The 12,370-nt window shown below is 69.3% G+C and carries 12 protein-coding genes; 7 read left to right on the top strand and 5 right to left on the bottom strand.

Translation table 11 applies throughout. From position 1 onward, the window contains the following. Nucleotides 1–13: 13 nt before the first annotated feature. The gene (locus G537_RS0108305) at nucleotides 14–439 is read left to right on the top strand and encodes a cupredoxin domain-containing protein (protein WP_026869721.1); all 426 of its coding nucleotides are present in this window, start codon (nucleotides 14–16) and stop codon (nucleotides 437–439) included. Between the two features lie 174 nt (nucleotides 440–613). Here the strand turns inward: G537_RS0108305 and G537_RS0108300 are convergent, their stop codons facing one another. After that, a complete protein-coding gene (locus G537_RS0108300) occupies nucleotides 614–1,234 on the bottom strand; it encodes a hypothetical protein (protein WP_026869720.1) in 621 nt (206 codons plus the stop codon). 134 nt (nucleotides 1,235–1,368) lie between these two features. On the opposite strand from G537_RS0108300, the gene G537_RS0108295 reads away from it, so the two are divergent. Further along, nucleotides 1,369–2,040 carry a LuxR C-terminal-related transcriptional regulator gene (locus G537_RS0108295; protein ID WP_081688684.1) on the top strand — a complete coding sequence of 224 codons (672 nt, stop codon included), beginning with the start codon at nucleotides 1,369–1,371 and terminating at the stop codon, nucleotides 2,038–2,040. A 401-nt stretch (nucleotides 2,041–2,441) separates the two neighbouring features. On the opposite strand, the gene G537_RS37000 is transcribed toward G537_RS0108295, so the two are convergent. The 4 genes from G537_RS37000 to G537_RS36990 all read right to left on the bottom strand — a co-directional run bounded on the left by G537_RS37000 (nucleotide 2,442) and on the right by G537_RS36990 (nucleotide 5,980). Beyond that, nucleotides 2,442–3,383 carry a calcium-binding protein gene (locus tag G537_RS37000; RefSeq protein ID WP_051248176.1) on the bottom strand — a complete coding sequence of 314 codons (942 nt, stop codon included), beginning with the start codon at nucleotides 3,381–3,383 and terminating at the stop codon, nucleotides 2,442–2,444. A gap of 567 nt (nucleotides 3,384–3,950) precedes the next feature. Continuing rightward, on the bottom strand, nucleotides 3,951–4,871 hold the full coding sequence (locus G537_RS36995) for a calcium-binding protein (RefSeq protein WP_051248174.1): 921 nt from the start codon (nucleotides 4,869–4,871) through the stop codon (nucleotides 3,951–3,953). Between the two features lie 94 nt (nucleotides 4,872–4,965). Then, the gene (locus tag G537_RS0108280) at nucleotides 4,966–5,352 is read right to left on the bottom strand and encodes an ester cyclase (protein WP_026869718.1); all 387 of its coding nucleotides are present in this window, start codon (nucleotides 5,350–5,352) and stop codon (nucleotides 4,966–4,968) included. Nucleotides 5,353–5,569: 217 nt separating this feature from the next. After that, on the bottom strand, nucleotides 5,570–5,980 hold the full coding sequence (locus tag G537_RS36990; protein WP_051248172.1) for a VOC family protein: 411 nt from the start codon (nucleotides 5,978–5,980) through the stop codon (nucleotides 5,570–5,572). Between the two features lie 186 nt (nucleotides 5,981–6,166). Here G537_RS36990 and G537_RS0108270 point away from each other — a divergent pair, with 186 nt between their 5' ends. The 5 genes from G537_RS0108270 (at nucleotide 6,167) to G537_RS0108250 (ending at nucleotide 12,370) form a co-directional block, all read left to right on the top strand. Next, entirely contained in the window at nucleotides 6,167–6,751 is a 585-nt protein-coding gene (locus G537_RS0108270; protein WP_026869717.1) for a hypothetical protein, read from the top strand. A 567-nt stretch (nucleotides 6,752–7,318) separates the two neighbouring features. Next, on the top strand, nucleotides 7,319–8,296 hold the full coding sequence (glpX, locus tag G537_RS0108265) for a class II fructose-bisphosphatase (protein ID WP_026869716.1): 978 nt from the start codon (nucleotides 7,319–7,321) through the stop codon (nucleotides 8,294–8,296). Between the two features lie 450 nt (nucleotides 8,297–8,746). Continuing rightward, nucleotides 8,747–9,691, top strand: a complete 945-nt coding sequence (locus G537_RS0108260) for a phosphoribulokinase (RefSeq protein WP_026869715.1) — start codon at nucleotides 8,747–8,749, stop codon at nucleotides 9,689–9,691. 100 nt (nucleotides 9,692–9,791) lie between these two features. Further along, nucleotides 9,792–10,871 (top strand): class II fructose-bisphosphate aldolase, encoded by a 1,080-nt coding sequence (gene fba / locus G537_RS0108255; RefSeq protein WP_026869714.1) that lies wholly within the window; start codon nucleotides 9,792–9,794, stop codon nucleotides 10,869–10,871. A gap of 17 nt (nucleotides 10,872–10,888) precedes the next feature. Continuing rightward, nucleotides 10,889–12,370, top strand: a complete 1,482-nt coding sequence (locus tag G537_RS0108250; RefSeq protein WP_026869713.1) for a form I ribulose bisphosphate carboxylase large subunit — start codon at nucleotides 10,889–10,891, stop codon at nucleotides 12,368–12,370.

The raw sequence follows: 12,370 nt of genomic DNA, 5'->3' as shown, positions 1-12,370 counted from the left end.
GAGGGAGCCTGAGATGCGCGCACCGACGATCGCGGCGGCGGCCGCCCTGCTGCTGGCCCTCGGCCTGGCCGGCCCGGCCGCGGCCCAGGGCGGGCTGACCACCCGGGCCACCAATCTGGAGCCGCTGAAGCTCTCCTCCGGCAAACCCTTCCCGGAGAAGCCCTACGAGCTGCAGGCCGGCAAATACTACCGCTGGACGATCGAGAGCGACGGCACGGCCGAGCTGGCGATCGCGGCGCCAGAGTTCTTCCGCAACATCTGGATCAACGAGGTGGTGATCAACAAGATCGAGGTGCGGCCGCTGGGCCTCGATTCGATCGAGTTCGACGACGAGGGCGCCGCCACCATCTCCTTCGTGCCGATCCGCCCCGGCACCTTCACCTTCCACGCCCCGGGCACCGAGGCCGAGGGCATGCGCGGCACTTTTGTCGTGAAGTAGGGGCGTGGTGAAGTAGGCGCGCGGACGCGCGCAGGCCCCTCCGCCCTCCGGCGAGGGAAGGAAGGCTGCGTCGACGTCGGCTCGTAGGTTGGGTTCGCGGCCCGCGAACCCAACAGGATCGGGACCGCAGGAGCGGCCGGATGTCGGGTTCGCCGGTGGTGAACCCGATCGACGTCAGCCCGTGTCCGGGGCCCTGGGCTTGCGGCTGCGGCCAGCGCGGCGGGGCTCGTCGGCCTCGTCGTCCTCCGACGGCACGAAGCCCAGCGCCTCCAGGAGGTCGTCCGCCGCCTCCAGCCAGCGCTCCACCTCCTCCGGCAGCCCGAACTGCTCGCACAGCTCGGCCACCGCCAGCGGCGCCGGGGCGGTCTCGATCCTCTCCGCCACCTCCGGCCGCTCGAAGGCCTCCATCACCTCGCGGCCGAGGCGGTCGCCCGCCTCCTGGCTTTCGGCGCTCGCGTCGATCGCCGCCGCGATCGCCAGCCCCACCCGCATCTCGTGATATTCCTCGGCCACCGCTTGCCTCCGGGCCGCAGCCTTGCGCCGTCGCTCCTCCTCCGGCCGTGCCATCTTCTCCTCCAGAAGCAGGGTCAGCCGCACCGCGCGGGCGGCGGCGGCGAACCGGGCGCAGTAGTCGACGCCGGGCTGCGGGGCCTCGACCGCCTCGGTGCGGGTGGCTTCGGCGATCTCCATGCCCATGTCGGCCAGCCGGGCGAGCAGACGCAGGCGCCGGGCCGTCCGCTCCTCCATGGGAGCGGCCGCGGTGTCCGAGGCCGGTTCGGTCTGCGCCATATCCATGGAACATATCATGAACACTGGCGCGATTTAACGCAACTGCACATCGTGTTTACCGCCGTCTTGGCCCCAAGGACGACGGACAGCGGAGCGCGGACGGGATAGCATCCGGCGGAAGCCCTCACCCCGCGCACCGGATGACCAGAGCCCGTTCCTCCCCGCCGCCCCTCTCCGCCCTGACGCCCGCCCTGGGCGGGGCCGAGGCGAACCCGATCCGCCTCGGCCTGGCCGACAAGAACCCGCTGGTGCTGCGCGGCCTGCAGTCGCTGTTCGGCGAGGACCGGCGGTTCGAGCTGGTGGTCTCGGCCAGCGACGGCGAGCGCTTCCTGGACGCCGTGGCGCGGTTCGCGCTGGATGTCGGCATCATCGGCTGGGTGATGCCCAATGGCGACGGCCGCGCCGTGCTGGAGGCGCTGCGGAGCCGGGAGGGGGCGCCCCGGATCGTCGTCTACACCGGCGCCGAGCCGGCGGTGGCGCGCGCCGCCATGCAGCTGGGCGCCGCCGGTTTCCTGTCGAAATCCGAGCCGCCGGAGCGCCTCCTGGACGTGGTGGCCGAGGTGGCGCGCGGCCGGATGATGTTCCCCTTCCTCGACCTGGGCCGGGCGCCCGACGACCCGCTGGCCTGCCTGACCGTGCGCGAACGGGAGCTGCTGGAGCGGCTGGCCGAGGGGCTGAGCAACGAGGGGCTGGCCCGGCGCTTCGGCCTGTCGCCGAACACGGTCAAGTTCCACCTGCGCAACCTGTACGAGAAGCTGGGCGCCGCCAACCGGGCGCAGGCGGTGGCCGTGCTGCTGCAGAGGGACAGGTAGGCGCGACTGGTTGATGGCCGGTTCCCTTCACGCGCACCGTTTCTCTCAAACGAATTATCGGCTTCCCACAGCGGGCCCGGATCGACAGGACAGGCCTTGGACGCGAGAGCGGATTGCCTCTCCTGCTTGCGGGAGAGGTCGGGCTCGCGAAGCGAGACCGGGTGAGGGCCTCGCGGTCTCGCCGAAAGAGAGGCCTCCACAAGCGAGCGAATGATCCGCTCACACTTCTGCAGCTTCGGCTCCCGGGATCGCCGCCATTGGCCCCTCACCCGGAGCCGCTGGCGCGGCTCCGACCTCTCCCGCAAGCGGGAGAGGCGATTGGAATGCGTCCGAGAGACATGTGATGAGGTCGAAATCGCGGCAGCGATTTCGGGTGAGGGGGTGGCTCCGGCCCCTCCCCGTCAGAGGATGACGTTCTCCGCCTCGAGCTGGGTCAGCTTCTGCTGCTGGTACCAGGTCGGCTCGAGGATCACCTGCATGTCGGACCGGCCGTCGCCGTCGACATCGGCGGAGACCAGCAGCCCGTCGCCCAGGCGCTGATGGTGCAGCTCGCCGGCCGTGTAGCTGAAGGGGGCGTCGCCGATCAGGGTGAAGGCCTGGTCGCCCGGCGTCGTCTGGTCGGCGTCGATGCGGGACAGGTCGAGGACGTCGCGGCTGCTGAAATCCGTGACCCGGTCCTCGGTCCCCGGCGGGCTCTCCACCAGCCGGTCGATGCGGATGACGTCGTCCCCGTTGGCCGTGGTGATCTCGTCCGTCCCCAGCCCGCCGACGAAGGTGTCGTTGCCGGAGGGCGAGACCCAGTCGTCGCTCGTCAGCGTGTCGTCGCCGGCGCCACCGGACAGCAGGTCGTGCCCGATACCGCCGTCGATGGTGTTGGCCTCGTCGTCGCCGACCAGGATGTCGTTGGCGGAGGTGCCGGTCAGGTTCTCGATGTCGCGCAGGTCGTACTGGTAGGTCAGCCCGGATTCCCCCGACCGGACCGCCGCCCGGCCCTCGGCCAGGTTGATGAAGGCGCCGGCGCCGCGATACGCGGCGCTGAAGCTGTCGGACCCGTCGCCGCCGTCGATCAGGTTGCCGGCGCCGACGGACTGCAGGGAGAAGCTGTCGTCCCCGCCCCTGCCATACAGGCGGTTGTCGCCGCCGTGGAAGGACACCGTGTCGTCGTGGAAGCCGCCATGGACCGTGTCTCCGCCGTCGTCCAAGGTGATCGATGCCCATCTGGTGCCGGCGGTCGTGCGGATGTCGATCACGTCCGTGCCGGTGTAGGCATCGACGAAATAGTATTCGTCATTGCCCTCGACGATGATGTGATCGTTGCCCGGGGTGCCTTCGATCGTCGCCATGCCTGCCTCCGTCGGTGTCGGCTTCGCTGTCGCGATGATAGGAAGGCGGTCAGTATAAGCGATATTCGATCCTAGGGAACCCGGGACGGCGGATTCGGCCGGCGGCACCGCCCTCCCCCTCACCCTCCCGGCCCTGACGGGCCGGGCCCCTCCCTCTCCCCGAGGAGCTACGGGATTCACACATCTCTCCGGCACACTCCGATTGCCTCTCCCGCTTGCGGGAGAGGTCGGAGCCGCGCCAGCGGCTCCGGGTGAGGGCAGCGGCCGCGATCCCGGGAACCACGATATCAGAATCGTGCGCGGATCATCCGCTCGCTTGCGGCAAGGCCGCTTTCTCGGCGATACCGCGACGCCCCCTCACCCGGTCTCGCTTCGCGAGCCCGACCTCTCCCGCAAGCGGGAGAGGCAATCTGTTCTCAGGCCCGCCGTCGGTGTCGCCGATCGAAGTGTGAATGCCATGGCCCCGGGAGAGGGAAATCTGCGCCGTGACCTCATACACCTCTCCTTGGGGAGAGGTCGAAATCGCGGCAGCGATTTCGGGTGAGGGGGCGGCGCTGGCCCCGCCGGTCAGAGCAGGATGTCCGAGGCCGCGATCTCGCCCAGACGCTCGAACACCACCACCATGTCGGCACGGGCGTCGCCGTCGGCATCGGCGGAGACCAGCAGCCCGTCGCCCTGCCGCTCGAAGCGCAGCTCTCCGGCCGTGCCGCTGAAGGCGGCGGTGCCGATGAAGGTGAAGGCCTGGTTGCCCGGCGCCGTCAGGTCGGCGTCGATGCGCGACAGGTCGAGGATGTCGCCGGCGCTGAAATCGGTGACCACGTCCTCCCGCCCCGGCAGGCTCTCGACCAGCCGGTCGATGCGGATGGTGTCGGCCCCGCCGGCGGTGGTGATGGTGTCCGCCCCCCGCCCGCCGACGAAGATGTCGTTGCCGGAGCTGCGGGGCGGGATGTCGTCGCGGCTGGTCAGGACATCGTCGCCGCCGCGCCCGGACAGCAGGTCGGCGCCCCCGGTCGCCTCCAGCCGGTTGGGGCCGTCGTCGCCGACGAGGATGTCGTTCCCGGGCGAATCGCGCAGGTTCTCGATGCCCCGCAGGTCGTACTGGACCAGCAGCCCGGACTCCGGCGGCCGGAGGGCCGCCCGGCCCTCGGCCAGGGTGATGAAGGCGCCGTCGGCACTGCCGGCGGAGAGGGTGTCGGCGCCGCTGCCGCCGTCGATCAGGTTGCCGGCGCCGACGCCCGACACGGCGAAGAGGTCGTTCCCGGCGCCGCCATACAGGCGGTTGCCGCCGCCGGAGAGATAGATGGTGTCCCAGCTGTCGCCGCCATGGACCGTGTCGCCGCCGTCCTCCAGATGGATCGAGGTCTCGCTGGTCGCCGGCAGCAGGATGTCGATCACATCCGCGCCGGTGCGCGGGTTGACGCTGTAGAACGGGTCGTCGCCCTGCACGACCAGGTGGTCGTCGCCCGGGGTGCCTTCGATCGTCGCCATCTCCGCCTCCGCACGGCCGGTCTCGTCGCCCCGACGATAGGAAGGCGGTCAGTATAGGCGATAGGGGATCCTGCGTCCCCCGCGGATGGAGACCTCAGCCCTGGAGCTGGGCTTCGATCGCCGCCTTGTCGATCACCGACCAGACCTGCACGATCTTCCCATCCCGGAACTCGTAGAACACGTTCTCGCTGAAGGAGACCGTGCGGCCGTTCACGTCGAGCCCGAGGAACCGGCCCCTGGGCGAGCAGGTGAAGTCCAGCCGGGCGGCGACATAAGGCGGGTCGCAGACCAGCAGCCCGATATTGAAGCGCAGGTCCGGGATCTCGCGGACATCCTGCTCCAGCATCGCGCGGTAGCCGGAGAGGCCGGAGGGCCGGCCGTTGTGGCGTGCCCCGTCGTCGACGAAATCGCCCAGCCGCGTCCAGTCCCGCCGGTTCAGGCAGTCGATATAGGCGCGGTAGAGGGTGGAGAGGTCGGTCATGGCGGGGACTCTTACGCTTCCGGACGACTTTCGATCGGCCGACGATAGCGCGGTCAGGGCCTCGCCGTCATGCCAACGGCCTTCAACGTCGACTCTCCAGCCCCTTCCTCGTCATCGCGAGGCGCGAAGCGCCGTGGCGATCCAGGGGCCGGTGCAGCTGGATGGCGACGCCCCTGCGGGGCTCGCCATGACGGTTCAATATACCGGACCGCTGGTATCAGACGGCCGCCCCGGGCGGGGCATCAGACGGCCCCGGCAGCTTCGCGACCAGCTGGATATGGTTCCCCTCGGGGTCGGCCAGCCAAGCGGCGCGCAGCGTGCCGATGAAGTCGTGCGGCGGCGAGACCAGCCGCGCGCCGCGGGCGACGAGGGCGGCGGCGGCCGAGTCGACATCCTCGGTCCACAGCGCGATCTCGCCGCGCGGCGGGCCGATCGGCTCGGAGGCCAGCGGCAGTCCATGCATCGCCTTCGCCGCCGCGGTCGAGGCGAAGCCGAGGACGAAGGCGCCGAGCCGCAGTTCGACATGCACCGGCGCGCCCTCGCGCGGGGTGCGGAAGGTCTCGAAGCCGAACGCCTCCCGGTAGAAGGCGACGAGGCCTTCGACGTCCCGGACATAGAGGTTGACCATCGCGTCCCGGGATGGGGGGCATGGCGAGGACCTCGGTGGCAGAGATGGAGATGTAGCACGGGACCGAGGACTTCCGGCCCGGCATCGCCGCGGCTATCATCGGCCCGATTGCAGTGCTGAGCGCCTTTTATTCCCCATAGCCAATCCAAGGTTTGGACGAACCGGGTTCATCGAAGCGACAAAATCATGCTGAGAACGGAATTGGTCTACGCCGAGGAGGGGATCACCATCCCCTACCCGCCCATTCCCCGGGAGGGCGAATCCAGCAACCATGGATTCATCGATGTTCGCGGCCGGCCGGACCTGGCCGCCACTATACCGGAGGCCTCGGAGTCCGAAGCACTGAGACGGATCTTGGTCGAGCTGGCCCAGCCATCATCCCTGTTCGCGACAGTCGGATGCGCTCTGGGCGCGTATGAGGTACCGGAGAGCGAAGCCGATATTCGCTATCGATGCGGTGGCTATGTGCACCTGTTTTTCATCGACCATTCCGAACGATGGGAATTTGACTATGAAAATATAATTACCGATACGAGAGATTTCAAATCCTCGAAAGCCGAAAACTACAAATGGTTCATAAGATATACCATCATGGATATATTGCTGGAGGCCGACGATATGGAAGACACGATACCGTCGCTGCAGATCTGGTTCCACTGTGCGGACCATAGCCCGGAAGCGGCCTTATCCTCCCGGGAGGTCTTGATCGACACTATCCGAGAGGCGCTTGCCTTGTTCCATCCGAGGAAGAGGACCCGACCCGCCATCTGAGCCGCCTGACCTATCGGTGAGCGACCATTGCGATCCAGCTGTCGCGCACCAAAACCGCCCTATTCGAGCGCCTGGGCGGCCATTTCGACTGGAGCCGGCGGGAGGGATTTTGGGCGATCAGCTTGGGGCAGTTTGACGTGCCGGCGTATGAGAGGGGGAGTGAGGGACGAACTCGTCGACAGCTCACTGGACGATCCGATGCTCAAGGCCTATTGAAGCGCTGGGTCGCCAGCATTCTAGAAACAGCTAGCGTTTGTGTCGAACTCGAGAAGCTTGGAAAATCGAGAACACTTGGGGAGGCGGCAATCGGAAGCCGTCCGATGGAGATATAATAAGAATCAGGACACAGTGATTTAGCCGTTCCTTCTTCCAAATCCTTTGTCAGTAGCCCACCCATCCGGGTAGCTCCCATCCTACCCGTAAGATCGCGCCCGCCCACCCGGGCGGGCGTTCCGGTTCGCTGCCCCCTCCCCGATCCTGACGGTCCATGGGGAGCGCGAGACTCCCCGCCGATCAAAGCCCCCGCCGCCGGCCCGGCCGGCCGGCGGGGAACGGGTGGAGATGCGCATGACCGGTGCCGCCATCGCCGAGGACGGCTTCATCTACGCGCTGCGCCGCGTCACCGAGGCCGCCGCCCGCGCCGCCTTCGACTGGATCGGCCGCGGCCGCAAGGACGAGGGCGACGCCGCCGCGGTCGACGCCATGCGCACCGTGCTGAACCATCTCGACATCGACGGCCGCGTCGTCATCGGCGAGGGCGAGAAGGACGAGGCGCCGCAGCTGTACAAGGGCGAGCGCCTGGGGCGCGGCGGCGCCGGCGATCTGGCCGTCGACATCGCGGTCGACCCCGTGGACGGCACCAGCCACCTGGCCAACGGCCAGACCAACGCGCTGGCCGCCGTCGCCATGACGCCGCAGGGCGCCATGTTCGACCCCGGCCCCGCCTTCTACATGGAGAAGTTCGCCGGCCCGCCGGCGGTGAAGGGCCGCATCGACCCGCTGGCCCCGACCCGCGACAAGCTGCGGGTGCTGGCCGAGGCGCTGGGCAAGCCCGTCTCCGACCTCTGCGTCTATGTGCTGGAGAAGCCGCGCCACCGGAAGCTGGTGGAGGAGATCCACGCCGCCGGCGCGCGCGTCGCCCTGTACCCGGCTGGGGACGTGGCCGGCGCCATCGTCGCCGCCATGCCGGGCGGCGGGGTGGACTGCCTGATGGGCACCGGCGGCACGCCCGAAGGGGTGCTGGCGGCCTGCGCCATCCGCGCCCTGGGCGGCGAGTTCCTGGGCCGCATCGACCCGCAGCTGGAGCATGAGCGCGCCGCCGTGGCCCGCGAGGGCATGGACACCAGCCGCTGGTGGACGGTCGAGGAGCTGGTGCGCAGCGACCGCGTCTGGTTCGCCGCCACCGGCATCACCACCGGCCTCCTGTTCGAGGGCGTGTCGCGCCGCGGCCCGAGCATCCGCACCCAATCGCTGATGCTGACCGCGCCGGACCGGCGCTGGCAGGTGCTGACGACCTATGTGGAGACGGCGGAGGCGGGGCGGTGAAGGCGCATCTGGCCGGCTGGGCTCGGGCTTCCTCTCCCGCCGGACGCGGGAGAGGTCGGGCTCGCGCAGCGAGACCGGGTGAGGGCTGGCCCAGGCCTCGACAAAATCCCCTCACCCGGAGCCGCTTCGCGTCTCCGACCTCTCCCGCAAGCGGGAGAGGCAAACGACGGCACCGGGGTCGCATATGAGCGCGATGCCGGCCCTGGCGGAGACAACCCCCTCCCCCTACCCCCCTCCCGCGAGGGGAGGGGGGACTCGGGACGGCAGGCCCGGCGCTGCCCCTGTGTCCAGTCAGATCCCTCCGCCCGCCGCGGCGAATTTCCGGGCGGAGGCAGCCCCCTCCCCTATTCCTCCCCCTCGGGGAGGGGGCGACGTCGCCGGCGGCAGCTGGATCAGGCCCAACCCTTCCGAGCCGCGCCCGAGGCTCACGACCCGAGACGGGAGACAAGAATGACCAAGCCCTCCTTCGACCGGCCGATCATCCTCGGGATCGTCGGCGACAGCGCCGCCGGCAAGACCACGCTGTCGCGCGGCATCGCCGAGATCCTGGGCCCGCAGCGCTGCACCCTGATCTGCACCGACGACTATCACCGCTATGACCGGCGCGAGCGGGCGGCGAACGGGGTCTCGGCGCTCGACCCCGCCGGCAACTACATCGACATCCTGGAGCAGCACCTGCACCTGCTGCGCCAGGGCCAGCCGATCCTGAAGCCGATCTACAACCACGACCAGGGCACGCTGGACCGGCCGGAATACATCGAGCCGAAGGAGTTCGTGGTGGCGGAAGGGCTGCTGGGCTACGCCACCCGGGCGATGCGCGACTGCTACGACGTCAAGATCTACCTCGACCCCGAGGAGGAGCTGCGCGTCCGCTGGAAGGTGCACCGCGACACCACCAAGCGCGGCTATACCACCGAGCAGGTGCTGGAGTCGCTTAAGAAGCGGGAATACGACAGCCCGACCTTCATCCGGCCGCAGCGGCTGTTCGCCGACATCGTCATCCGCTTCCAGCGCCCGCCCGGCGCCAACAACGGCGGGTCGCCCGACACGGACCATCGCCTGGACGTCGCCCATATCCTGCGCCCGACCCTGCCGCATCCGAACTTCACCCGGCTGATCGAGGCGGTGGGCGACGGCAGCGTCGGCTTCGAGCTGACCCGCGACGAGGGCAAGCCGGTCGACGTGCTGGAGATCCGCGGCTCGATCTCCGACCGCCGGGCCGAGCGGGTGGAGGAGTACCTCTGGGAGCACATCCCCGAGGCCAGCCACCTGCGCGACGGCCTCGGCCGCTACGAGGGCGCCGGCGGCCGCGCCATCAGCCACCCGCTGGCCCTCACCCAGCTCCTGGTCGCCTTCCACATGGTCAAGGCCGCCCAGGGCGTGCACGCGGTGTGAGCCGCCCGCGCCAACTTTTTCTAGTCCCCCCTCCCCTTGCGGGAGGGGGGACTCGAATAGAGCGAAACGCCTCATCGCCCCATTGACCGAGGAGCACCCGATGGCCCGCATCACGCTGAGACAGCTGCTGGACCACGCCGCCGAGCACGGCTACGGCGTGCCGGCCTTCAACATCAACAACATGGAGCAGATCCTGGCGATCATGGCCGCCGCCCGCGCGGTGGACGCGCCGGTGATCCTGCAGGCCAGCCGCGGCGCCCGCAGCTACGCCGGCGACCTGATGCTGGCGAAGATGGTGGAGGCGGCGGAGGCGATGCATCCCGGCATCCCGATCTGCCTGCACCAGGACCACGGCAACGACGAGGGCACCTGCCTCTCCGCCATCCAGCACGGCTTCACCAGCGTGATGATGGACGGGTCGCTGGAGGCCGACGCCAAGACCCCGGCCAGCTGGGACTACAATGTCGGCATCACCCGCCGCGTGGCGGAGACCGCCCATGCCGTCGGCGTGTCGGTGGAGGGCGAGCTCGGCGTGCTCGGCAGCCTGGAGACCGGGCAGGGCGAGGCCGAGGACGGGCACGGCGCCGAGGGCGCCTTGGGCCACGACCAGCTGCTGACCGACCCGGACCAGGCGGTGCAGTTCGTGCGCGAGACCCGGGTCGACGCGCTGGCCATCGCCATGGGCACCTCGCACGGCGCCTACAAGTTCTCGCGAAAGCCGGATGGCGAGATCCTGGCCATGCATGTGGTCCAGGCGATCCATGAGCGGCTGCCGGAGATCCACCTCGTCATGCACGGCTCCTCCTCCGTCCCCGAGGCGCTGCAGGAGCAGTTCAACCGCTTCGGCGGCGAGATGCCGAAGACCTGGGGCGTGCCGGTGGAGGAGATCCAGCGCGGCATCCGGCACGGGGTGCGCAAGGTCAATATCGACACCGATTGCCGCCTGGCGATGGCGGCCGAGATCCGCCGCGTGGCGGTGGAGAAGCGGGGCGAGTTCGACCCCCGCAAGTTCCTGCAGCCGTCGATGGCCGCGCTGGAGGCGCTGTGCCGCGAACGCTACGAGCAGTTCGGCACCGCCGGCCAGGCCGCGAAGATCAAGCCCCTGCCCCTGCCCGAGATGGCGAAGCGCTACCGCTCCGGCGCGCTGGACCCGCGCATCGCGGTCGGCGCCGCGGCATGACCCCACAGGAGAGCGCCATGAGCACGAACGTCACGACCCTCGACGCCAAGAGCGGCACCGTCACCGGCAAGGAGCGCTACAAGGCCGGCGTCCTCGAATACCGGCGGATGGGATACTGGGAGCCCGACTACCAGCCCAAGGACACCGACGTCATCGCCCTGTTCCGGATCACGCCGCAGGACGGGGTCGACCCGATCGAGGCGGCGGCCGCGGTGGCGGGCGAGAGCTCGACCGCGACCTGGACCGTGGTCTGGACCGACCGGCTGACCGCCTGCGAGAAGTACCGGGCCAAGGCCTACCGGGTCGACCCGGTGCCGAACCAGGAAGGCCAGTATTTCGCCTATATCGCCTATGACCTCGACCTGTTCGAGCCGGGGTCGATCGCCAACCTGACCGCCTCGATCATCGGCAACGTCTTCGGCTTCAAGCCGCTGAAGGCGCTCAGGCTCGAGGACATGCGGCTGCCGGTCGCCTATGTGAAGACCTTCGACGGGCCGCCGACCGGCATCGTGGTCGAGCGCGAGCGGCTGGACAAGTTCGGCCGGCCCCTGCTCGGCGCGACGGTGAAGCCGAAGCTGGGCCTGTCCGGCCGCAACTACGGCCGCGTGGTGTACGAGGCGCTGAAGGGCGGGCTCGACTTCACCAAGGACGACGAGAACATCAACTCGCAGCCCTTCATGCACTGGCGCGACCGGTACCTGTACTGCATGGAGGCGGTGAACCGGGCCCAGGCGGTGACCGGCGAGGTCAAGGGCACTTATCTCAACGTCACCGCCGCGACCATGGAGGACATGTACGAGCGGGCGGAGTTCGCCAAGTCGCTCGGCAGCGTCATCGTCATGATCGACCTGGTGGTCGGCTACACCGCGATCCAGTCGATGTCGAAATGGGCGCGGCGCAACGACATGATCCTGCACCTGCACCGCGCCGGCCACGGCACCTACACGCGGCAGAAGACGCATGGCGTGTCGTTCCGGGTGATCGCGAAGTGGATGCGCCTGGCCGGCGTCGACCACATCCATGCCGGCACCGTGGTCGGCAAGCTGGAGGGCGACCCACACACGACCCGCGGCTATTACGACATCTGCCGCGAGGATCAGGTGCCGCAGAACCTGGCCAACGGCGTGTTCTTCGACCAGCCCTGGGCGTCCTTGCGCAAGGTGATGCCGGTGGCGTCCGGCGGCATCCATGCCGGGCAGATGCACCAGCTGCTGGACCTGCTGGGCGAGGATGTGGTGCTGCAGTTCGGCGGCGGCACGATCGGCCACCCGATGGGCATCCAGGCCGGCGCCATCGCCAACCGCGTCGCCCTCGAAGCCATGATCCTGGCCCGCAACGAGGGCCGCGACATCCGCGCCGAGGGGCCGGAGATCCTGGTCGAGGCCGCGCGCCATTGCCAGCCGCTGCGCCAGGCGCTCGACGTCTGGAAGGACGTCACCTTCGACTACGCCTCGACCGACACGCCGGACTTCGTCCCGGCCGTCACCGCCGCCAGCTGA

The organism is Inquilinus limosus DSM 16000 (genome assembly GCF_000423185.1).
GTDB classification, from domain to species: Bacteria; Pseudomonadota; Alphaproteobacteria; order DSM-16000; family Inquilinaceae; genus Inquilinus; species Inquilinus limosus.
The sequence above is the reverse complement of the archived record's forward strand: the minus strand, read 5'-3'. Positions and strand labels throughout refer to the sequence as shown.

Bases quoted from the DNA above. Each gene is read 5' to 3' on its own strand.
- G537_RS0108295 (WP_081688684.1), top strand. From the start codon at position 1,369: ATGACCAGAGCCCGTTCCTCCCCGCCGCCCCTCTCCGCCCTGACGCCC.
- G537_RS37000 (WP_051248176.1), bottom strand. From the start codon at position 3,383: ATGGCGACGATCGAAGGCACCCCGGGCAACGATCACATCATCGTCGAG.
- G537_RS0108300 (WP_026869720.1), bottom strand. From the start codon at position 1,234: ATGGATATGGCGCAGACCGAACCGGCCTCGGACACCGCGGCCGCTCCC.
- G537_RS0108250 (WP_026869713.1), top strand. From the start codon at position 10,889: ATGAGCACGAACGTCACGACCCTCGACGCCAAGAGCGGCACCGTCACC.
- G537_RS0108305 (WP_026869721.1), top strand. From the start codon at position 14: ATGCGCGCACCGACGATCGCGGCGGCGGCCGCCCTGCTGCTGGCCCTC.
- fba (WP_026869714.1), top strand. From the start codon at position 9,792: ATGGCCCGCATCACGCTGAGACAGCTGCTGGACCACGCCGCCGAGCAC.
- G537_RS36995 (WP_051248174.1), bottom strand. From the start codon at position 4,871: ATGGCGACGATCGAAGGCACCCCGGGCGACGACCACCTGGTCGTGCAG.
- G537_RS0108260 (WP_026869715.1), top strand. From the start codon at position 8,747: ATGACCAAGCCCTCCTTCGACCGGCCGATCATCCTCGGGATCGTCGGC.
- G537_RS36990 (WP_051248172.1), bottom strand. From the start codon at position 5,980: ATGGTCAACCTCTATGTCCGGGACGTCGAAGGCCTCGTCGCCTTCTAC.
- G537_RS0108270 (WP_026869717.1), top strand. From the start codon at position 6,167: ATGCTGAGAACGGAATTGGTCTACGCCGAGGAGGGGATCACCATCCCC.
- glpX (WP_026869716.1), top strand. From the start codon at position 7,319: ATGACCGGTGCCGCCATCGCCGAGGACGGCTTCATCTACGCGCTGCGC.
- G537_RS0108280 (WP_026869718.1), bottom strand. From the start codon at position 5,352: ATGACCGACCTCTCCACCCTCTACCGCGCCTATATCGACTGCCTGAAC.